The sequence below is a fragment of the Streptomyces sp. NPDC034043 genome (assembly GCF_055575675.1).
In genome coordinates, this window is record NZ_JBVISF010000001.1 from 383,295 (window position 1) to 404,189 (window position 20,895).

The 20,895-nt window shown below is 73.9% G+C and carries 22 protein-coding genes; 15 read left to right on the top strand and 7 right to left on the bottom strand.

Annotation, left to right across the window (positions count from 1 at the left end; all coding sequences use genetic code 11):
- Positions 1-19 precede the first annotated feature (19 nt).
- A complete protein-coding gene (gene cpt / locus ACZ51S_RS02110) occupies positions 20-568 on the top strand; it encodes a chloramphenicol phosphotransferase CPT (RefSeq protein ID WP_468479898.1) in 549 nt (182 codons plus the stop codon).
- A 170-nt stretch (positions 569-738) separates the two neighbouring features.
- Here cpt and ACZ51S_RS02115 read toward each other — a convergent pair whose 3' ends face one another.
- Positions 739-1,614, bottom strand: coding sequence for a LysR family transcriptional regulator (locus tag ACZ51S_RS02115; protein WP_468477211.1), 876 nt, complete (start codon positions 1,612-1,614; stop codon positions 739-741).
- 71 nt (positions 1,615-1,685) lie between these two features.
- Here ACZ51S_RS02115 and ACZ51S_RS02120 point away from each other — a divergent pair, with 71 nt between their 5' ends.
- Entirely contained in the window at positions 1,686-2,054 is a 369-nt protein-coding gene (locus tag ACZ51S_RS02120; RefSeq protein WP_468477210.1) for a nuclear transport factor 2 family protein, read from the top strand.
- 26 nt (positions 2,055-2,080) lie between these two features.
- Here ACZ51S_RS02120 and ACZ51S_RS02125 read toward each other — a convergent pair whose 3' ends face one another.
- Positions 2,081-2,869, bottom strand: a complete 789-nt coding sequence (locus ACZ51S_RS02125) for a DeoR/GlpR family DNA-binding transcription regulator (protein ID WP_388936596.1) — start codon at positions 2,867-2,869, stop codon at positions 2,081-2,083.
- A gap of 208 nt (positions 2,870-3,077) precedes the next feature.
- On the opposite strand from ACZ51S_RS02125, the gene ACZ51S_RS02130 reads away from it, so the two are divergent.
- Positions 3,078-3,980 (top strand): SIS domain-containing protein, encoded by a 903-nt coding sequence (locus tag ACZ51S_RS02130; RefSeq protein WP_468477209.1) that lies wholly within the window; start codon positions 3,078-3,080, stop codon positions 3,978-3,980.
- Complete coding sequence (locus ACZ51S_RS02135) at positions 3,977-4,819, top strand: class II fructose-bisphosphate aldolase (RefSeq protein ID WP_467883921.1); 843 nt, start codon at positions 3,977-3,979, stop codon at positions 4,817-4,819. Before ACZ51S_RS02130 ends, ACZ51S_RS02135 begins: the two co-directional genes overlap by 4 nt.
- An 86-nt stretch (positions 4,820-4,905) precedes the next feature.
- Here the strand turns inward: ACZ51S_RS02135 and ACZ51S_RS02140 are convergent, their stop codons facing one another.
- Positions 4,906-5,406 (bottom strand): hypothetical protein, encoded by a 501-nt coding sequence (locus tag ACZ51S_RS02140; RefSeq protein WP_468477208.1) that lies wholly within the window; start codon positions 5,404-5,406, stop codon positions 4,906-4,908.
- Between the two features lie 128 nt (positions 5,407-5,534).
- On the opposite strand from ACZ51S_RS02140, the gene ACZ51S_RS02145 reads away from it, so the two are divergent.
- Positions 5,535-6,725, top strand: a complete 1,191-nt coding sequence (locus ACZ51S_RS02145) for an acyl-CoA dehydrogenase family protein (RefSeq protein WP_468477207.1) — start codon at positions 5,535-5,537, stop codon at positions 6,723-6,725.
- Between the two features lie 67 nt (positions 6,726-6,792).
- On the opposite strand, the gene ACZ51S_RS02150 is transcribed toward ACZ51S_RS02145, so the two are convergent.
- On the bottom strand, positions 6,793-8,124 hold the full coding sequence (locus ACZ51S_RS02150; RefSeq protein ID WP_468959305.1) for a phosphatase PAP2 family protein: 1,332 nt from the start codon (positions 8,122-8,124) through the stop codon (positions 6,793-6,795).
- A gap of 206 nt (positions 8,125-8,330) precedes the next feature.
- Here ACZ51S_RS02150 and ACZ51S_RS02155 point away from each other — a divergent pair, with 206 nt between their 5' ends.
- Together ACZ51S_RS02155 and ACZ51S_RS02160 are read left to right on the top strand one after the other, a co-directional pair.
- A complete protein-coding gene (locus ACZ51S_RS02155; protein WP_468959307.1) occupies positions 8,331-9,161 on the top strand; it encodes a DUF2182 domain-containing protein in 831 nt (276 codons plus the stop codon).
- Positions 9,162-9,299: 138 nt separating this feature from the next.
- A complete protein-coding gene (locus ACZ51S_RS02160; protein WP_468959309.1) occupies positions 9,300-9,971 on the top strand; it encodes a DUF1326 domain-containing protein in 672 nt (223 codons plus the stop codon).
- On the opposite strand, the gene lysA is transcribed toward ACZ51S_RS02160, so the two are convergent.
- Positions 9,968-11,302, bottom strand: coding sequence for a diaminopimelate decarboxylase (lysA, locus tag ACZ51S_RS02165; RefSeq protein ID WP_468959310.1), 1,335 nt, complete (start codon positions 11,300-11,302; stop codon positions 9,968-9,970). The two genes, ACZ51S_RS02160 and lysA, sit on opposite strands and share 4 nt — an antisense overlap.
- 13 nt (positions 11,303-11,315) lie before the next feature.
- Positions 11,316-11,795 (bottom strand): SAV_915 family protein, encoded by a 480-nt coding sequence (locus ACZ51S_RS02170; RefSeq protein ID WP_468959313.1) that lies wholly within the window; start codon positions 11,793-11,795, stop codon positions 11,316-11,318.
- 480 nt (positions 11,796-12,275) lie between these two features.
- Here ACZ51S_RS02170 and ACZ51S_RS02175 point away from each other — a divergent pair, with 480 nt between their 5' ends.
- From ACZ51S_RS02175 to ACZ51S_RS02205, 7 genes are all read left to right on the top strand, one after another.
- A complete protein-coding gene (locus tag ACZ51S_RS02175) occupies positions 12,276-13,076 on the top strand; it encodes a class II aldolase/adducin family protein (protein WP_468477201.1) in 801 nt (266 codons plus the stop codon).
- A gap of 105 nt (positions 13,077-13,181) precedes the next feature.
- A complete protein-coding gene (locus tag ACZ51S_RS02180; RefSeq protein ID WP_468959316.1) occupies positions 13,182-14,183 on the top strand; it encodes an ABC transporter permease in 1,002 nt (333 codons plus the stop codon).
- A 52-nt stretch (positions 14,184-14,235) separates the two neighbouring features.
- Positions 14,236-15,780, top strand: coding sequence for an FAD/NAD(P)-binding protein (locus ACZ51S_RS02185; protein WP_468477199.1), 1,545 nt, complete (start codon positions 14,236-14,238; stop codon positions 15,778-15,780).
- Entirely contained in the window at positions 15,777-16,214 is a 438-nt protein-coding gene (locus tag ACZ51S_RS02190) for a tyrosinase family oxidase copper chaperone (protein WP_468477198.1), read from the top strand. The genes ACZ51S_RS02185 and ACZ51S_RS02190 overlap by 4 nt, the downstream gene beginning before the upstream one ends.
- 29 nt (positions 16,215-16,243) lie before the next feature.
- Positions 16,244-17,110, top strand: a complete 867-nt coding sequence (locus tag ACZ51S_RS02195; RefSeq protein ID WP_468477197.1) for a tyrosinase family protein — start codon at positions 16,244-16,246, stop codon at positions 17,108-17,110.
- A 56-nt stretch (positions 17,111-17,166) separates the two neighbouring features.
- Positions 17,167-17,628 carry a MoaF-related domain-containing protein gene (locus ACZ51S_RS02200; protein WP_468959319.1) on the top strand — a complete coding sequence of 154 codons (462 nt, stop codon included), beginning with the start codon at positions 17,167-17,169 and terminating at the stop codon, positions 17,626-17,628.
- 71 nt (positions 17,629-17,699) lie between these two features.
- Positions 17,700-19,109, top strand: coding sequence for an amino acid permease (locus ACZ51S_RS02205; protein ID WP_468959321.1), 1,410 nt, complete (start codon positions 17,700-17,702; stop codon positions 19,107-19,109).
- A 53-nt stretch (positions 19,110-19,162) separates the two neighbouring features.
- Here ACZ51S_RS02205 and ACZ51S_RS02210 read toward each other — a convergent pair whose 3' ends face one another.
- Positions 19,163-20,029 (bottom strand): helix-turn-helix transcriptional regulator, encoded by an 867-nt coding sequence (locus ACZ51S_RS02210; protein ID WP_468477194.1) that lies wholly within the window; start codon positions 20,027-20,029, stop codon positions 19,163-19,165.
- A gap of 260 nt (positions 20,030-20,289) precedes the next feature.
- Here ACZ51S_RS02210 and ACZ51S_RS02215 point away from each other — a divergent pair, with 260 nt between their 5' ends.
- The gene (locus tag ACZ51S_RS02215; protein ID WP_468477193.1) at positions 20,290-20,670 is read left to right on the top strand and encodes an SgcJ/EcaC family oxidoreductase; all 381 of its coding nucleotides are present in this window, start codon (positions 20,290-20,292) and stop codon (positions 20,668-20,670) included.
- Positions 20,671-20,895 lie beyond the last annotated feature (225 nt).

Here is a 20,895-nt window from a genome sequence, read left to right on the forward strand (position 1 = left end):
GTGGCCGTACGGTGGGTCCATGACGACTCAGATGATCATTCTCAACGGCGCGTCCAGCTCGGGAAAGTCGGGGATCGTACGCTGCCTCCAGGCCGAACTGCCCGATCAGTGGCTGGCGTTCGGCTGTGATTCCTTCGTCGACGCCCTGCCCGCGAGGATGCGGGACGCGGACGGGGGGATCGTCTTCGGCGAGGACGGCGCGGTGAGCGTCGGGGCGGACTTCCGGGCGCTGGAGGAGGCCTGGACGGAGGGCATCGCGACGATGGCGCGGGCCGGCGCCAGGATCGTCGTGGACGACGTCTTCCTCGGCGGAGCGCAGTCACAGGAACGCTGGCGGCGGGCCCTGGGCGGGCTGGACGTCCTGTGGGTCGCGGTCAGGTGCGACCCCGAGGTCGCCGCGGGCCGGGAGACCGCTCGCGGCGACCGCACCCCGGGCATGGCGGCGTCCCAGGCGGCCGTGGTCCACGAGGGGGTCTCCTACGACCTGGAGGTCGACACCACGCACACCGAGTCCCTCACCTGCGCCCGCACCATCGCCGCCCACCTCGCCCGGCCCGCGATGCCCTAGGCCCTGCTAGGCCTCGTCGTCAAAGTCCCGCCTGGCCCGCGGCCCCCGGCACCGCACCTCGCCGCGTTGCCGGGGCGCCCGAGTACGTCCAGTACTCGGGCGCCCCTCCGCCTTGCGACGCACGGCACCGGACGCCGCGGGCCTGACCGGCGCTACTTTGACGACAGGGCCTAGGCGGCTCGCAGTGCGGCGAGGAGCCTGGCGCGCAGGAGCCGTACGGACGGGGAGTGCTGGCCGCGGCGGGCGATGAGGCCGAGCCGGGCGTGTGTGGCGGCGTCGGCGAGGGGGACGGCCCGGAGGCCGGATCCCTGGGCGGAGGAGGTGCTGAGGACGGCGACGCCCGCGCCGCGTTCGGCGAGGCGGAGCAGGGTGAGCGGGGAGCTGGCCTCGATGTCCACGCGCGGGTCCAGGCCGAGCCGGCGGCAGGAGTCCTCGTAGGCGGCACGGATGCCGGTGCCCCGGGAGAGGCAGAGGACCTTCTCGCCCCGCAGGCCGGCCAGTCGGGGTTCCGCACGGTCGAGGGGGTGCCCGGCCGGCACGCATGCGGCGATCGGCTCGTCGATGACGACGTGCGACTCCAGGCCGGGGGCGACCTCGCCCGCGTAGGCGATCAGGGCCAGGTCGAGGGCGCCGCAGAGGACTTGGGACTGGAGGTCGTCGGAGTGGCCCTCGTGCAGGCTGAGTTCGATGCCTGGGTGGGTGCGGCCGAGACCGGCGACGGTGTCCAGGAAGGGCGGGATCGAGCAGCCCATGATCATGCCGAGCCGGACGCGGCCGCGCACGGCGTCGGCGAACTCCGCCGCGGTGTGCTGGATGGCGTCGAGGGTGGCGAGGGCGTTCTTCGCGAGGGGGAGCACGGCCTCGCCCGCGGGGGTGAGGCGGACCCGGCGTCCGGAGCGGTCGAGCAGGGGCTGTCCCAACTCGCGCTCCAGCTTCGCCACTTGGGTGCTGATGCCGGATTGGCTGACGTGCAGGCGATGGGCGGCGCCGGTGAACGTGCCCTCGTCCACCACGGCGGCGAAGTAGCGCAGCTGATGCATCTCCATATCCCGTGATGATAGATCCCATCATCATCATCTGTTGGACTGATGGCCGTGGTGCTCGGGAGGATGGGGGCATGACGACAACGAAGAGCGCGCGACAGCTTGCCGAGGCCTACTTCACCGCCTGGGAGGCGGGCGATTTCGAGACCGTGCGGGGGCTGGTGGCCGAGGACGTCGACTTCGTCGGGCCGCTGGGGACGGCCTCGGGGGTGGAGGAGGCGCTGGCCGGACTGAAGGGGGTCGGCCAGGTGCTGGAGAAGATCGAGGTGAAGGCGCGGGTGGCGGAAGGCGATGAGGTGATCACCTGGTTCGAGCTGCACACCACCGTGGCGCCGCCGGCGACGACGGCGAACTGGATGCGCGTGGAGGACGGCAGGATCGCCCGGATCCGGGTCGCCTTCGACCCGCGCGCGATGCTGGCGGGGTTCGAGGGACGGGGCTGAGCGGAGGGCGTACGCCCGGCGCGGCGTCAGACCCGTACGACCTCCACGCCCGCCTCCCGGAAGGGCCGGGCGGCGGCGTCCGTCAGGGCGGTGTCCGTCACCAGGACGTCCACGGCGGAGGTGGCGCAGATCCGGGCGAAGGCGCGGACGCCCAGCTTCGTGGAGTCCGCCGCCACGACCAGGCGGCGGGCCCGTTCGCACAGCAGGGCGTTGACCGCGGCCTCGTCCTCGTGGCGGGTGGCCGCGCCGTCGGCCGCGTCGAAGGCGTCGACGCCGACCACGGCCGTGTCGACGGTCAGCTGACCGAGCGTCTGCTGGGCCAGCGGTCCGGTCAGTTCGTACGACTGCGGGCGGGCCACCCCGCCCGTCAGGACGATCTTGAACTGGGGCCGGACCGTCAGCTCGCCCGCGATGTTGAGCGCGTTGGTGACCACGGTGAGCGCGGGGGAGCCGCCGACGGGCGCGGCGAGGTCGGCGCGGGCCGCCAGGGCGCGGGCGACCTCCGTCGTCGTGGTGCCGCCCGTCAGCCCGATCACCTCGCCCGGCGCGATCAGGGCCGCGACCGCCTCGCTGATCCGGCGCTTCTCGGCGGCCCGGCGCGAGGTGCGGTACCGCAGGGGGAGTTCGTAGGAGACCCCGTGCGGCACCGCCCCGCCGCGCGTGCGGACGAGCAGCTGCTGCTCCGCGAGCTGATCGAGGTCCCGGCGGATGGTCGCCGCCGACACGCCGAGCGCCTCGGCGGCCGGTTCCACCTCCAGCCCGTGGCGTTCCACCAACAGGTCGAGCAGTCTCCGCCAGCGTTCCTCGCGGGTCATGGCGCCCCTCCCGTGTCGTCCCCCGGGCCCTCCGCCGGGCCCGCCGTCGAGATTAGCCCAGCGGATCACCGGGGAGATGCTTGAAGTTGCGCGAAACGGCCCGATACCTTGCAGGAACACGCAGCAACAGGCAGGACACGCAGGAGCACGCAGGGAAGTCCGGCCGGTACGCGTTCCGGCCGACGCATCCGACCCGCAAGGAGCCCGCATGAGTCACGTCGCGTACGAGCTGGCCACGCAGCCCGACAGCTGGGAACGGGCCGCCGAACTGGCCCCGGCCCACCGGGCGGTGCTGCCCGGGCCCGGTGAGCGCACCGCGGTCGTCGGCTGCGGGACCTCGTACTACATGGCCCAGGCCGCCGCCGCCCTGCGCGAGCAGGTTGGGCACGGGGAGACCGACGCCTTCCCCGCCTCGGAGTTCCCCCGCCACCGCCGCTACGACCGGGTCGTCGCCCTCACCCGGTCGGGGACCACCACCGAGGTGCTGGACCTCCTCGCCGGGCTGCGGGAGTCCGGGACCCCGACCACCGCCGTCATCGGGGACCCGGACACCCCGGTCGTGACCCTCGCGGACGACCTCGTCGTACTGGACTTCGCCGACGAACGGTCCGTCGTCCAGACCCGCTTCGCCACCACCGCCCTCACCCTGCTGCGCGCCCACGTCGGCGCCCACACCCCCGCCGTGATCGCCGACGCGCGCACCGCCCTGGAACTGCCCCTGCCCAACGGCCTCGAAGCGCGCGGCCAGTTCACCTTCCTCGGACGCGGCTGGAGCGTGGGCCTGGCCCACGAGGCCGCCCTGAAGATGCGCGAGGCATCGCTGTCGTGGGCCGAGGCCTATCCCGCGATGGAATACCGGCACGGGCCCGTCAGCGTCACCGGCCCCGGCTCCGTCACCTGGTCACTGGGCGACACCCCCGAGGGGATCGCCGAACAGGTCCTGGGCACCGGCGCGCAATGGGTGGACGGGGAACTCGACCCGCTCGCCGAGCTCGTGCGGGCACAACGCCTCGCCGTCGCCGTCGCCGCGCACCGGGGGCTCGACCCCGACGCCCCCCGCAACCTCACCCGCTCGGTGATCCTCACCGCGGGCGAGGAGGCGGTCCGATGAGCCTCGCCGCCGCAGGGGCCCTCGTCGCCGGGGCGGCAGCGGCCGGCGGCGCCGTCGCCGCCTTCAACATCATCACCCTGGAACACGCCGAAGCCGTGGTCGAGGGCGCCGAACGGACCGGCCTGCCCGTCATCCTGCAACTCAGCGAGAACGCGGTGAAGTTCCGCGGCGGAGCCCTGCTGCCCATCGCCCGGGCCGCCGCCGCCTGCGCGGAGGCCGCCCGGGTGCCCGTCGGCCTCCACCTCGACCACGTCAAGAGCCCCGACCTGCTGCGGCAGGCCGCGGACGCCGGCTTCGGGTCCGTGATGTACGACGCCGCGCACCTGCCCTACGCCGAGAACCTGGAGTCGACCCGGTCCGCCGCCGACTGGGCCCACGCCAACGGGCTGTGGATCGAGGCGGAGCTCGGCGAGGTCGGCGGCAAGAACGGGGCCGCGCCGCTCGATCCGCACGCGCCGGGAGCCCGTACCGACCCGGACGAGGCCCGGCGGTTCGTCGCCGACTCCGGGGTCGACGCCCTGGCCGTGGCCATCGGCAGCAGCCACGCCATGACCAGCCGCACCGCCTCCCTCGACCACGCCCTGCTGGCGCGGCTCGCCAAGACCCTGGACGTGCCGCTGGTGCTGCACGGCTCCTCCGGCCTGCCCGACGCGGAACTCGCGGCCGCCGTCGCCGGCGGGATCCGCAAGGTCAACATCGGCACCGCCCTCAACCTGGCCATGACCGAGGCCATCCGCACCCACCTCACCCCGGCCGACCCCCGCCCGTACCTCACCGCCGCCCGCACGGCGATGGCGGCGACGGCCGAGGCGATGATCGGGGCGCTGGGCCGGCCCTGACACCGCCGCCGGAGCCGCGCATCCGCGCGGGAACCGCGTATCCGCGCGGGGGAGCGGTGCGTCCGCGCGGGGCGCGGGCCTCGCCGTCAGCCGTCGAGCGCCGCCAGCAGCGCCCGCGCGAACCCGCCCAGCGCCTCCGGCTCGGCCAGGGGTATCCCGCCCAGTTCCGCGAAGCACCAGCCGAAGGGATTGGCGTACCGGGGCGAGCCGTTCGGGTCCGTGCCGGCCCGGTCCCGGTCCAGGTCGAAGGTGGCCTCCAGCGCCAGGTAGAGCTCGGGGCCGTAGCCGACCGTCGCCCGCACCTCGGTGTAGCCGTCGTCGTAGAGCCGGAAGTCGGGCTCCCCGCCGTCGGTCTCCAGGACGTCCAGGATCCCCAGCGCGAGGTCGCGTACGTCCTGCTCCCGCGCGGTGCCGGCCAGCAGGGGCACCTGGGCGACCGGTGTGCCCACTTCGAAGATCCACGTCCCGTCGGCGGTCCGCCGCCGGAGCCGCAGGGGAACCGGGGTGTCTCCCGTGTGGTGGTGGGTGAGCCCCGGGCACTCCACCACGATCTCGCTGCCGGCCACGACCGTCTCCGCGTCTCTCATGGGGCGTGACCCTACCGGCGCGGGCGGACGCGGGGCCCGCCCCGGCCCTTCCCAATTCCTGTAACGGGTTCTACTCTGACCGCCGCCACCGCAGCGACCGGCGCGACCGCGAGACTCCCGGAGGGGCCGTGCACCTCGAATACACGCCTGAGCAGCAGCAGTTGCGCACCGAGCTGCGCGCCTACTTCGCCGAGCTCGTGCCGGAGGACGTCCACGCCCGCTACGAGGACCCCGCCGCGCAGAAGCGCTTCTACCGGGAGACCATCCGCCGCCTCGGCGCGGACGGCTGGCTCGGCGTCGGCTGGCCGAAGGAGTACGGCGGCCGCGGGATGTCGGCCATGGAGCAGTTCATCTTCTTCGACGAGGCCGCGCAGGCCGTCGTCCCGCTGCCGCTGATGGCCCTGAACACGGTCGGTCCGACCCTCATGCGCTTCGGCACCGACGAGCAGAAGGCGTACTTCCTCCCCCGGATCCTCTCGGGGGAGATCGACTTCGCCATCGGCTACAGCGAGCCCGACGCCGGCACCGACCTGGCCGCCCTCAAGTGCAAGGCCGTCCGAGAGGGCGACGAGGAGAGCGGGACCTACGTGGTCAACGGCCAGAAGATCTGGACCACCAACGGCGACACCGCCGACTGGGTCTGGCTCGCCGTCCGCACCGATCCGGACGCCCCCGCGCACAAGGGCATCACCATGCTGCTCGTGCCGACCTCCGACCCCGGCTACTCCTGCACCCTGATCAACACCCTCGCCTCGCACGACACGACCGCCAGCTACTACGAGGACATCCGCGTGCCCGCGAGCCGCCGCGTCGGGCAGGAGAACGAGGGCTGGCGCCTGATCACCAACCAGCTCAACCACGAGCGCGTCACCCTCGCCGCCCACGGCACCATGGCCGTCCGCGCCCTGCACGACGTACAGCGCTGGGCCGCCGCGACGAAGCTCGCCGACGGGCGCCGCGTGATCGACCTGTCCTGGGTGCGCGGCCGTCTCGCCCGCACGCACGCCCGTCTCGACGCGATGAAGCTGCTCAACTGGCAGATGGTGGGCGCCGTCGAGTCGGGCACCCTCACCCCGCAGGACGCCTCCGCGGTCAAGGTGTACGGCTCGGAGGCGCGCAGGGACGCGTACGCCTGGCTCATGGAGGTGGTCGGCGCGGCGGGCTCCCTCAAGGACGGCTCCGCGGGCGCGGTCCTGCACGGCGAACTGGAACGGGGCTACCGCAGCGCCGTGATCTTCACCTTCGGCGGCGGCAACAACGAGATCCAGCGCGAGATCATCTCCTGGATCGGCCTGGGCATGCCGAGGGTCCGCCGCTGACCGCCCACGGGCACCGCCCCGGCCGAGTGCGGTCCCCCGGCCGGGGCGGTGCGGCGGTGCGGGCGGGTCAGACCAGTTCGGGCTGGGGTTCGTGCGAGCGGGGGGCCGGCAGGGGCGCCGCCGCGGGCTGGCGGTCCCAGAGCCGGGTGGTCCGTACGTAGCCGTAGACGACCGCGGCCGACGCCAGGAGCACCAGCGGACCGAACACCCACGGATGCCCGGCCATCTCCGTCGACAGGTAGCGGTACGACACCAGCTGCGCGGTGAAGACCGCGGTGCCGGAGCCGACCAGCAGGGTCGCCCGCCGGTCCCAGCCGCGGGCGAGTGCCCGCAGCGCCGCCTCGATCGTGAGGGTGAAGACCACGCCCGAGACGATGTCCGCTCCGTAGTGGTAGCCGAAGCCCAGCGTCGCGCCGAGCGTGGCGATCAGCCAGAAGGTGCCGAGGAACCGCAGGGCCCACGGACCCTTGCGGGAGTGGATGAAGATCGCGGTGGCCCACGCCGTGTGCAGGCTGGGCATGCAGTTGCGCGGGGTGATCTCGTCGAAGAGCATCGGCCGCGGGGTCCCGAGGCCGGGCGCCGTGTGCGGCCACAGGTTGGCCACCGCCCACTGGCCGCCGTCGGCGCCGTAGGCGAGGATCGGCCCGACCACCGGGAAGACCATGTAGATGCCCGGCCCGAGCAGGCCGACCACCAGGAACGTGCGCACCAGGTGGTGGGCCGGGAAGCGGCGCTGCACCGCCACGTGGCGCAGCTGGTACAGGGCGACCAGGACCGCGCCGACCGCGAGCTGGATGTAGACCCAGTCGAGCACGTGGTGGCCGACCGAGCCGGTGGCCTCCACGATCCGGCCGGCCACCCACGACGGGTTGCCGAGCGCGTGATCGGCGGCCGCCACGTACTGGTCCAGCACCATCGGGCGGGTCTTCGAGGTGATCAGCAGCCAGGCGTAGCCGGTCTTCCGGCCGGTGACCAGCAGCAGCGCCAGTCCGGCGCCCTTCAGCAGCAGGGCGCGCTCGGGGCCGGTGCGGCGCGTGACGGCGAAGACGGCACAGCCCAGGGTCACCCACAGGGCGCCGCTGCCGACCATGTTCTCGGCGCCGAGCGCCCACCGTACGAGCCAGAGGACCAGGTCGATGCCGACCGCGGCGCCGAGCGCGATGAACCGCTGCCGCCAGGTGAGCACGACCATCATCAAGGCCATGCTCGCGTACAGCACGGTCCCCGACCTCGGGGCGAAGATCACTTCTCGCGCCTGGTCGGTGATCGGACCCGCCACGCCGTAGCGGCGCGAGGCCATTTCCAGGGCGACGAGGAATCCGAGGCCCGTCACGCTCACCGCGGCCCACAGAGCGACCCGTGGCCGACGCCAAGCCCCGGACTCGATTCCGCCGCCCATGCGCGCAAGCGTGCGCGATACCGCAGATATCATTTTCAGCCGATGTTCATATTTCAACCTGGTGATTGTTGGCTCGAACATGTTAGCGGAGTGGTGTGGCTCCGCTCATGGGGTCGGCCGGGGCCGCATCACGGATCGCCGGACCACCGGTTCTGTGCTGAGCTGGGAGGGTCCTCGGGCAACCGCGCGCCCCCGGGAGGCGCACCATGGCGCACGTCCGTCCCGGCGCACCCGCGCCGAACCGGCCCGGAGTCCTGCTGCCGGGGCGCGAGCTGGCGGTCGGCTGGACGCTGATGGTGCTGATCGCCGTACTCGCCTGGGCGGCCACGGTCGGCCAGGCCCGGGGGACGGGGACCGGGCCCGGCAGCATGGGCATGGCACTGCCGCTCTTCCTCGCGCTGTGGGTGGTCATGACGGCGGCGATGATGCTGCCCTCGGTGGCGCCCGTGGCCCTCACCTGGGTGCGCGGCATCGGCCGCCGCTCGGCGGGCCCCGCCCGCGCACTGCGCACCGCCGAGTTCGTGAGCGGCTACCTGCTGGCCTGGACCGGTTTCGGGCTGCTGGTGTACGGGGCGCTGACCGTGACCGGGCGCCTGGTGGAGGCCGCTCCCGGGGCGGCGCGGTGGATCGGCGCGGGAGCCTTCCTCCTCGCGGGGCTCCAGCAGTTCGGCCCGCTGAAGCGGGTCTGCCTCCGGCACTGCCGCAACCCGATGTTCCAGCTCGCCCGGTACGCGCGCTACCGGCGATGGGCCAAGGACCTGCGGGTCGGCGCGCACCACGGCCTGTACTGCGTCGGCTGCTGCTGGGGCCTGATGATCGTCCTGATCCCGCTCGGGGTGATGAACGTGGCCGCGATGGCGGCCGTCGCCGCGGTGATCTTCCTGGAGAAGCTCTGGCGGCAGGGCCCGTGGCTGGCCTGGGCCGTGGGCCTCGTCTTCCTCGTGCTGGCGGCCCTCGCCCCCTTCCAGGACTGGCTGCTGCCGGGACTGGACCCGGGCCCGCCGATGGGGGAGATGGACATGCGCCGGATGGGGTGACCGCTTCCGCCGGTGCGGCGGGAGGAGGAGAATCGAGCTGATGATCCGTGCCGCCGAACGCGGGCGACGGTGTCCGCCCGGCACAGGGCGGGCCCTCCGCGACGCCCGCCCGGCGCGGGGTCACGTGGAGGCGATGAGATGTCCGAGACCACAGCGACCGTCCCGGCCTGGCACGCGGCCGGGGACTGGTTCGACACGTGCAGGTGTGATGTTCCGTGCCCCTGCTCCTTCGCGCAGCGGCCCAGCTACGGAGAATGCGACGGAGTCCTCGCCTGGCACATACGCGAGGGCAACTACGGTGACGTGACGCTCGACGGCCTGAACGTCCTGATGCTCGGTTCCTTCGTCGGGAACGTGTGGGCGGAGCACAGTGACACGTACGCGGCGATCTTCCTCGACGAGCGGGCCGACGAGGCCCAGCGCCAGGCACTGCAGATGATCTTCGGGGGCCGGGCGGGCAGCTGGCCGGCCGAGATGGTGGCCATGATGGACGCCGAGATGCGCGGCCTGGACTTCGCCCCCGTCCACATCGAGGTCGACGAGGACCTCGGCGGCTGGAGGGCCACCGTCCCCGGCCGGGTCGAGGCCGGCGCGGTGGCCCTCACGGGTCCCACGACCCCGGAGGGCGCGCGGGTCCAGTCGACGAACCTGCCGGGCTCGGAGACCGGGCGGGGGCAGGTCGCCACCTGGGGCCGCTCGACCGTGGACCGGGCCGACGCCTTCGGCTTCCACTGGAGCAGGGAGGGCCAGTCCAGCAAGCACATCACCTTCGACTGGACCGGACCCGACGGCACGGGCGCGGGACGCTAATCCCCGATGTCGCGGCTGCGGAAGTCGTCCAGGGTCTCGCGCCTGACGAGGAGCCGCGCCACGTCCCCGTGCACCGCGACCACCGGCGGCCGGCCGACCATGTTGTACCCGGAGGCCATGGACAGCTGGTAGGCCCCGGCCACCGGTACGGCGAGCAGGTCGCCGGGGTGGACGTCGTCCGGCAGGGTCACCCCGGCGGCGAGGACGTCACCGGCCTCGCAGTGCCGGCCGACCACGGTGGCCGTGCGGGGGCCGGCCGTGGAGGCGCGGGCGGCCAGCCGGGGCGCGTACCGCACCCCGTACAGGGCGGGCCGCGGGTTGTCGCTCATCCCGCCGTCCACGGCCACGAACACGTCGCCCCGGGTGCGTTTCACGGCGAGCACCCGGTACAGGGCGACCCCGGCCGGACCCACGACGGCCCGCCCCGGCTCGATCGCGAGCCGGGGCACGGGCAGAGCGGCGGCGGCGCAGGCCCGGGCGAGGCCGGTGCCCAGCCCGCGCGCCAGCGAGGCCACGTCCAGGGCCGGTTCCCCGGGGCGGTACGCGATGCCGTGCCCGCCGCCCAGGTCCAGCTCGGGCAGGGCGACCCCGTGGGCGTCGCGGACCTCGGCCATCAGCTCCACCATGCGGCGCAGCGCCACCAGGTAGGGGCCGACGGCGGTGATCTGGGAACCGATGTGGCAGTGCAGCCCCGCGAGTTCCAGCTGCGGCTGGGCCAGGATCCGGTCGACGGCCCGCCGGGCGCTGCCGTCGGCGGCGGACAGCCCGAACTTCTGGTCCTCCGTACCGGTACGGATCTTCGCGTGGCCGCCTGCGCGGACACCCGGCACCACCCGCACCAGGACCCTCTGGTGGCCCCGGGGTCCCACGGCGGCGGCGATGCGGGCTATCTCGGAGGGGCTGTCGATGACGATCCTTCCCACGCCGAGCCGCAGCGCGGCCCCGATGTCCCGGGGTGACTTGGCGTTGCCGTGCAGCACGATCCGCTCGGCGGGGAACCCCGAGGTCACGGCGAGTTCCAGTTCCCCGGCGGAGCACACGTCGAGGCCGAGGCCCTCCTCCCGGACCCAGCGCACCATCGCGCGGGAGAGGAAGGCCTTGGCGGCGTACAGGACGTCGGCTCGGGGGAAGGCGTCCCGGTAGGCGCGGCAGCGTGCGCGCACCTCGCCCTCGTCCAGTACGTACGCCGGGGTCCCGAACCGTTCGGCGACGTCCGCCAGCGGCACCCCGCCGACGGCCAGGCCGCCGCGGGCGAGCACGGTCGTGGAGGCGGGCCAGACGGACAGGTCACCGGCGCGCCCCGACACCTCGGGGACGGCTGCGATGGTCATGGCGCCCTCCCCTTCAGGCGGTCCGCGCGGCGGAACCCGACGGCCGGGGCGCGGGCACCGAGGGCACCGGCGAGGACGCGGGGGAGAGCGCGGGCGAGGACGCGGGCGCCGGAAAGGGCGCGGGCGTCGGCGGAGCGGGCACAGCGGCCGCCGCCGCCGCGGGCGCCGAGGGCGCCGCCGCGGGCGCGGCGGACGGCGCCGGCGTGACCCCCGGAGCGGTCAGGACCGGGTCGACGGTGAGCGGCGTCGCCCCGAGCGGCTCGGCCAGCGCGCGCAGCGCCGCCTCCGAGAGCCGGATCCAGGGGTGCCCGGCCCCCAGCACGGCGGCGAGCCGGTCCGGCCCGGTGAAGCCGACGGCGGTACGGGCGCCCAGCGGGGTGCGGAACAGGCGTACCACCACCTCCGCGCCTCCCCGCCGGACCGGTACGTACAGGGGTCCGGCCGGGACGCGTTCCTCCGGCTCGGGATCGTCTTCGTACGAGTACACACACATGAGGTCTCCTCCCGGAGGAACCACGAGCGGCGGACGGGGCCCCGGGCAGCGGGGAGGCGTCCCGGGGCACGCCACCGAGGCTAGGCCCGCATCCGGCCGCGTGCGTCCGCCCCCTGACGGGTCGTTGACGGCGCCCGGTCCCATCCTGACGGCCCGTTGACACCGCCCGCGCCGGTCCCGCCGGAGCGCGACGGCCCCGCCGGGCGCGATCTGTGCCGCTATGCCCGTAATCAGGCCCGCTGCGCAAACGTGAAACGCACGCTTATGAAGCCGTGCGGAGCCTTTGGAGGCCGAAAAACCACCCCGGCGTGGGACAGGATTCAGGTGCAGGAGCTGATGCCCTCCCGAGCCGCCACACCCCAGCTGACCAGGGGTTTAGGCGCACCTTCCCCGACCCGTGGCCAGGCTTCGCCCTGCCCCGGCGCGGCCGGGGGAGCAGGGGGCCGGCAGGCCCGAAACCGACCATCCAGGAGACAAGACGTGTCCACCACCGCACACGAAGCCTTCCTCGCCGACACCCACACCGGTCTGCCGATCCCCGCGGACCCGGTGTTCGCCTCCGCCGAGGAGGAGCGCCGCCACCGCAAGCGGCGACTGGCCGCCGCCATGCGGCTGTTCGGCAAGGCGGGCTACGCCGAAGGGATATCCGGCCACATCTCGGTCCGCGACCCCGAAGACCTCGACACCTTCTGGGTCAACCCCTTCGGCGTCTCCTTCAGCCGCGTCCGCGTGGCCGACCTGATCCGCGTCGACGCCTCGGGCCGCGTCGTCGACGGCACCGGCAAGGTCAACCCCAGCGCCTTCACCATCCACTCGAAGATCCACGAGCGGCCCGGGGCCGACGCCATCGCGCACGGCCACACCGTCCACGCCCGCGCCCTCGGCGCCCTCGAACGGCTGCTGGAGCCCTACGACCAGGAGTCCGCGGCCTTCTACCAGGACCAGGTCCTCTACGGCGACTACGACGGCCCCGCCATCCGGATCGAACACGGCCAGGACATCGCCGACCGCCTCGGCGCCAAGCGCGCCATGCTGCTGCGCCACCACGGCCTGATCACCGTGGGCGGCTCCCTGGAGGAGGCCGTCCACTGGTTCTTCACCTACGAGAGCTGCGCCCAGGTGCAGTTGCTGGCCCTCGCCGCGGGCCGCCCCGTCCCGATGTCCCACGAGCAGGCCCTGCTGGCCCGGGACGGCTTCGGTGACGAGCAGCTCGGCCGCTACAGCTTCCAGATCATGTGGGACGAGATCACGGCGGAACAGCCCGACCTGCTCGACGAGTAGCCGCCAGCGCCCCGCCGCACCGGCCCGCCCGCCTGCCCGGCCGGTCCCGCCCGGCCGCCCCGGCCCCGCCTGCCTGCCTGCCGCACCAGATCCCAGGAAGCAATCATGAGTTCGACCGCCTCACCGCGCGCGGAAGCGCGCACCATCCTCGTCATCGTCGCGATCGTGCAGTTCGTCATCGGCGGCTGGTTCTCGTGGTCGGCGTCCCACGCCGCACCCCGGGACCTGCCCGTCCTGGTCGTCTCCGCACCGGGCGCCCCCCAGAGCGCGGAGCAGCTCGCCGACCGGCTGCGCGAGGCCGCCCCCGGCGCCTACGACGTCGGGACCGCCGCCGGTGTCGAGGAGGCCGACGCCGCCCTGCGCGACCGCAAGGCGTACGGGGCCCTGCTGCCCACCGCCAGCGGACTCGAACTGCGCCTGGCCTCCGCCGCCTCGCCCACCGTCGCCCAGACCCTGACCGGGCAGGCGCAGGAACTCGCCGGCGGCCCGGTACGCGTCACCGACGTGGTGCCCGCGGACCCCGACGACCCGCACGGCACGGGCCTTTCCATGGGCTTCCTGCCCCTGCTGATCACCGCCGTGATCGCCGCCCTGCTCTTCGTCCTCAAGGTGCGCGCCGCCGGCGCCAAGTTCCTCGGCGTCATCGGCTTCGCCATCGCCTCCGGACTCCTCAGCTCCCTGATGCTGACCCACCTCAGCGGGGTGGCCCCGGGCGGCTACTTCGCCAACGCCGCGATCGTGGCCCTGCTGGAGCTGGCCATGGTCTCCCTGATCACCGGGCTCGGCTCGCTGATCGGCCCGCCCGGCATAGCCGTCGGCGCCGTCCTGATGTTCGTCGTCGGCAACCCGCTCTCCGGACTGGCCTCGGCCCCCGAGATGCTGCCCCAGCCGCTGGGCTCGATCGGCCAGTTCTTCCCGGCGGGCGCCGCCGCGACCCTGCTGCGCACCGCGGGCCCCTTCGACGGCGCCGGTGCCGGCGGCCCGGTCCTGGTGCTCGTCGTCTGGGCGCTGATCGGCCTCGGCCTGCTCTACGCGAGCTCCCGCCGGCGCCCCGCCGCCGCCCCCACGGCCGCCGCCGCCGAGCCGCAGCCCGCCCCCGCGCACTGACGGCGCCCCCGCGGGCGCCCCTCCCGCCGACTCCTCTCCACGAAGGGTGACCATGACCATCGACACGAACGACCGCCCGCCGACGCGCATCGGCCTGGTCGGCGGAGGGGCCGCGGCCGTCTGCCTGCTGGACCGGCTCTCCCGCACCCGGGGCCGCGGCCGGGGCTCGATCACCGTCTTCGAACCCTCGGGCAGCCTGTGGCGCGGCCGCGCCTACCAGCACGACGCCGACACGGTCCTCGCCAACATCATCCCGGCGGAGATGAGCGCCCGCACCGGAGACCCCGACGACTTCCTGAACTGGCTGCGCGCCTCCGGACTCCCGTACGGGCAGGGCGATTACGCCGCGGACGGCTACTTCCCGCCCCGCCGGGTGTTCGGCAGCTACCTGGAACGCACCGCCGAGAACGCCGTCGGCGAGCTCTCCCTCGGCGGCTGGCCCACCGGCATCGTCCGCGACGCGGTCGTCGCCGCCCGCGAGGTCGGGGAGGAGGTGGTGCTGACCACCCGGGACGGCCGCACCCACGCCTTCGACTACGTGGTCTGCGCGGTCGGCGCCGGCCGGCCCGCCGACCACTACGGACTCGACGGCAGCCCGGGCTACTTCGGCGACCCCTACCCGCTGCGCACCACGGTCGCCGCGATACCCGCGACCGCCGACGTCACCGTCCTCGGCACCGGCCTCGCGGCCGTGGACACCGTCGTCTCCCTCGCCGCCCGCGGCCACCGGGGCCGGATCACCATGGCCTCCCGCAACGGCGCCCTGCCCGCCGTGCGGCAGCGCCCCGTCTTCCCCGAGATCCGGCACTTCACCCCCGCCGCCCTGCACGCCCGCGCCGCCGCGAACCACGACGGCCGGCTCGCACTGGACGACGTACTGGAACTCCTGGAACGGGAACTGGCCGCACACGGCGCCGACCCCTCCGCGGTGGTCGCCGAACTGTCCTCCCTGGGCACCGAAGCCCCCCTGGAGCGGCTGCGCCGCCAGTACGACCGCATCGACGAGGCCGACACCGGCATGCGGGTCATGCAGCACGCCGTCCCCGAGAGCGGCCCCGACGCCTGGACGCTGCTGCGCACCGCCGACCAGGACTTCATCCGGGAGCACCACTACCGGGCCGTGATGAGCCTGTGCTGCCCGATGCCCCCGGCCAACGCCCGCAAGCTGCTGGAGCTCCACGAGGCGGGCGGCCTGCGCGTCCTGCGCGGCCTGTGGAACGTCAAGCCCCTGGCCGGCGACGGCTTCCACATCGGGGCCGACGGAGGGGAGTACGAGAGCGACGTCGTCGTCAACGCCGTCAGCGCGCCCTCCCACCGGGTCCCGGCGCAGGCCCGCCCGTTCGTCGACTCGCTCGTCGAGGACGGCATCGGCGAGTACCACCCGCACGGCGGCCTGCACATCGAACCGTCCACCAGCCGGGCCGTCGGCGCCGGCCGGCCCCACCGGCGGATGCACGCGATCGGCGACATGGGCGCCGGGACCCTCTTCTTCACCTCCGGCATGCCCTCCGTTCTCGAACGGGCCGACGACATCGTCCGGGCGGTCCTCGAGGACATCACCGCACCGGCCACCGCACCCCAGGAGCAGCACGCATGAACACCATCACCCGCAGGGACATGATGCGGGCCGCCCTGACCACGGCCGCCGTCGTCGGCACCAGCGCCGCCGTCGCGCCGATCGTCCTGGCCGACCCCGCCCCCGCACCCGCCGGCGCACCCGCGGGGGCCGGCGCCGCGCCGGCCCCGCTCCCCGGCAGCTTCGACGAGGTGTACCGGGGCCGGCGCATCCAGGGCGGACCGACGCCCGTGCGCTACGCCTCCGCCCGGAACGCCGGTGCCCCGGCCCCGGGCCCCGGCATCGAGGTCAGCATCGACGGCCGTCCGCTGCACGTCATGCGCCGCGCCGACGGCAGCTACCTGAGCCTGGTCAACCACTACCAGTCCTTCCCCACCCCGCTGGAGGTGGCGCGGGCGGCGGTGGACGAGATCGGCACCGCGCAGCTCTCGACGGCCCGGCTGCACCACCACTGACGTCCCGACAGAGCGAGGAACAAGCACACGTGTACACGCGCAAGAACCAGAAGGACCTGGACGCCGACGAGCGGGCGAGGTTCGTGGCGGCCCTCCTGGAGGTGAAACGACGCGGTGTCTACGACGAGTTCGTCCGGCTGCACGGCCAGTACTTCGTCTCCGACGGCGAGGGCGGGCAGCGGGTGGGGCACATGTCCCCCTCCTTCTTCCCCTGGCACCGCCAGTACCTGCTGGAGTTCGAACGCGCCCTCCAGCGGGTCGACCCGAAGGTGACCCTGCCCTACTGGGACTGGACCACCGACCAGTCGCCCACCTCGGGCCTGTGGGCCGACGACTTCCTCGGCGGCAACGGCCGCCCCGGCGACCGGCGGGTCATGACCGGCCCGTTCGCCTTCGACCGGGGCGACTGGCCGGTGAACGTGGGCGTCACCGAGGAGAAGTACCTGATGCGCGACTTCGGCCGCCCCGCCGACCCGGTCGCACTGCCCACGCCCGCCGAACTCGCCCGGGCCGTCGACGACCCGGTGTACGACTCCGCGCCCTGGGACTCCACCGCCACCACGGCGGGCTTCCGCAACAAGCTGGAGGGCTGGACCGTGGGGGAGAAGGAGGGCTGGCACAACCACAACCGGGTCCACCTGTGGGTCGGCGGCCAGATGACCGGCGGGACCTCGCCCAACGACCCCGTCTTCTGGCTCCACCACACGTTCATCGACCTCGTCTGGGCCCGCTGGCAGCGCAAGCACCCCGGATCCGGCTACGAGCCGCGCCGGCCCCTGCCCGCCACCGACCCCCAGCACGGCCGGGTCATCAGCCTCGACGAGCCCATGTCCCCGTGGCAGGTGCGGCCCTCCGAGCTGCTCGACCACACCCGCTTCTACCAGTACGCGCAGTGACGCGCCCCGCGCGCCCGCTGCCCACACCCCGTCACCACCACAGAGAAGGAACCGTCATGCGTCTGCGCACCACCGTCCCGGCCCTCGTCGCCACCGCCCTGATCGCCCTCGCCGCGGCCCCGTCCGCCCAGGCGGCGGCCCCGGCTCCGGCCGCGGCTTCCGCCGCCCCCGCCGCACGGCCGGCCGCCGCCGTCCCCGCCTTCGCGGGCCACACGTACGTCCTCACCCTCGACAACGGCGCCGTCCTGCGGAACTCCTACTCCGCCGACGGCACGACCCTCGACTGGACCGCCCTGGAAGGCCCGATGGCCGGCCGCAGCGGCCAGGAGCGGCTCTCCGTCCGCCAGGTGGGCGAGGGCCTCTACTTCGTCAACTGGGTCGAGGCCTCCGGCATGACGGTCAGCCACGTCATGGACCTCGGCCACTCCACCGTCAGCGTCTACTGGACGTACGCCACCCCCGACGGCGGCCGCGCCGGCGAGCTGCACACCGCGACGCTCGAGCGCGTCTCTTCTTGACCGACACCGTGACGCGGGGCCGGCGCCACGGACGCCGGCCCCGTCCACGTCCGTACCCGGGGGAACCGCACATGTCCGCTCCACTCACCCAGACACCCCGGCCGCCCGCGGCCCGGGCCCCGGCCGACGGGGAACTCGCCGGCGCCCTGCGCCCACGCCACCTGACCATGCTGGCCCTCGGCGGGGTCATCGGCGCCGGGCTGTTCGTCGGCTCCGGAACCGGCCTGCGGGTCGCGGGCCCGGCCATCATCCTGTCGTACGCGCTCGCCGCCGCCCTGGCCCTGCTGGTCATGCGGATGCTCGGCGAGATGGCCGCGGCCATGCCGGCCAGCGGCTCGTTCTCCGTCTACGCCGACCGTGCCCTGGGCCGGTGGGCCGGCTTCACCGCGGGCTGGCTGTACTGGGCCGTGACCGTCATCGCGATCGCCATCGAGCTGATCGCCGCCGCGACCATCCTGCACCAGTGGGTCCCGGCCGTACCGCAGTGGGCGATCGCCCTCGCGGCCCTGGCCGTCTTCACCCAGTCCAACATGCTCTCGGTCTCCTCCTTCGGGGAGGCCGAATTCTGGTTCGCGGGCATCAAGGTGGCCGCCATCATCGCCTTCCTCGCCCTCGGCGTGGCCGCCCTGTGCGGCGCCGTGCCCGGGGTCGAGTCGCCCGGCATGACCAATCTGACCGGCCGCGGCGGCTTCCTGCCGCAGGGCTGGGACAGTGTCGTCGCGGGCCTGCTGACCGTGGTGTTCGCCTTCGGCGGCATGGAGGTCATCACCATGGCCGCCGCCGAGTCCGGCGATCCCGCCCGCTCCGTCACCAAGGCGGTCGGCAGCGCCATCTGGCGGATCAGCCTCTTCTACCTCGGCTCGATCGCCGTGATCGTCACCCTGCTGCCGTGGGACGCGGCCACGCCCGGACGCAGTCCCTACGTCGCGGTCCTCGACCGGCTCGGCATCCCGGGCGCGGGGCGGCTGATCGAGGTCGTCGTGCTCATCGCCCTGCTGTCCGCGATGAACGCCAACCTGTACGGCGCCTCGCGCATGGCGCACTCGCTCGCCGCCCGGGGCGAGGCCCCGCGCGTCCTGCTGCGCACCTCCGCCCGGGGCGCGCCCCGGGCGGCCGTCGCGGCGTCGGCGGCCTTCGGCTTCGTGGCGATCGTCCTCGACCACCGCTGGCCGGAACGGATCCTGCCGTTCCTGGCGAAGGCCATGGGCGGCTCCATGCTCTACATGTGGCTGACCGTGGCCGCCGCCCACCTGGTGCTGCGCCGCCGGCTGGAGCGGGACTCCCCGCACCTGCTGGTGGTGCGGATGCGCGGCTTCCCGTACCTGTCCTGGCTCGCGGCGGCCGGCATCGTGGCCGTGCTCGTGCTGATGGCCCTCGACCCCGGGGCGCGCGGCCAGCTGGGCTGGTCGACGCTGCTGGTCCTGGTGCTGCTGGCGGCAGCGGGCGTACGGGCGCTGCGCGCGCGCCGCGCCCGGAGCTGAGCGGGCCCGGCCGGGGTGTCCCGGCCGGGCCTCGGGTGCTCGACGGGTGGGGCTCAGGCCGGCAGCGGGGCGCAGTCCGGCTCGGCGCGCTCGTCCGCGGGCAGCAGCCCGCTGGTGGCGATGAGGTAGCCGAGCTGGGCCCGGCTGCGGCTCTGCAGGGTGGCGGCGATCCGGCTCACGTGGGCGGCGACGGTCCGCCGGCTGGTGCCGAGGCGGCGGGCGATCGCCTCGTCCGTGTGACCGGCCACCAGCAGGCGCATCACGGCCCGCTGGATCTCGTCGGCGATGTCGGGCTCCACGGTGCGCGAGGCACCCGGGTCGATGGTCGAACCGCGTTCCCAGGCCTCCTCGAAGACCCGCACGAGGAAGGAGACGATGGAGGGCTGCCTGATCTCCAGCACCGAGGTCCGGCCCTCGCCGGGGCCCGGGACGTAGGCGACGGCCCGGTCGATGACGATCAGCCGGTCGAAGACGTGGTCGAGGGTGCGGACCTCGCACCCGGCCTCCGTGAGCCGTTCGATGTGGCGCAGTGTGGCCGCGTGGGTCCGGGCGGCGTGCGGGTACAGGGTGCGGTGCCGTACGGCACCGCGTACGTGGTCGAGCTCGTCCAGGTCGTAGGAGACGCGCGAGCCCCCCGGCTGCACCGTCATCAGTTCCTCCCGGCACTCGCGGACCGCGTGCGCGAGCGTGGAGTGGACGACCTTCTCCCCGTCGATCGCGGTGGCCCAGCCGGTGTGTTCGCGTTTGGCGGCGGTGTAGATCGCGGCCACCGGTACGAAGCTCCCGGCGATGGCGTGCGCGTCCAGCCGCTGCCGCTCCAGCGACTGCTCGATGGGGCGGACGAGTTCGGCCTTGGCGACGTCCGGCGCCACGGGCACGAGGACGGTCGGGTCGTCCGGCGGAGCGACGAGCAGTCCCATCCGCAGGAGACAGGCGGGTGCGCCTTCCCTGGGCGTGCATCCCTTCACGACGGCCTGGCGGTAGACGGTCAGGCCCTCACCGCATACGCCGCCCCCTGTGTCCGCGGAGCGGTCACCTTCACAACATTCCCCCGGGTACTGCCTTGCATGATCCTGCATGGCCTCATTATGCACTTCGAAAAGTAGTCGGTATCGGTACTTAGGCTGTCAACATGGTGTCTTAATAAGTTATTGACCATGGAACCGGAGGTAACGGGCGTATGTCGAACCGTTTTGGGGTACTTGCAGACATCCTGGAGGAGTGGCGCGCGGCCTTCGCGGAGCGCCGCGTCGACGACATCGTCGCCCTCTTCACGGAGGACGCCCTCTTCCAGGGCCTGTCCCCCCGGCTGTTGAACGGCCGGGCGGAGATACGGACCTACTACGAGAACGTCCCGCCCGGCACCACCGCCACCGTGGAGGTCTTGCACTCCCGCCCCGTCGCCGCCGAGGCGCTCGGCGGGTTCGCCACCGTCACCTTCCGGACACCCACCCCCGAGGACCCCGCCGGGACCCCGCTCACCGTCCGCCTCTCCGTCCTCGCCCAGCACACCGGAGACCGCTGGCGGATCCGCCAGTACCACGTCTCGCGGCTGGCCTGAGGCACGCATGGGCAGGCTTCCCGGAGCGAGGGGGCCGCGCCCGCCCCCGCCGCCGCACCCCCGCCCCGCCGCCGGGCCGGCGCCGGTGCCGCCGGGGACCCCCGCGCGCCCCGCCCGTACCCCCGTACCGCGTCCCTGGCCGAAATCCATTGGGGCGCCCGCCCGTTGGCCGCCGCCCACGGATCCCTGCCCCACCGGCCGCACCAGCCGTACGGACACCCCGCA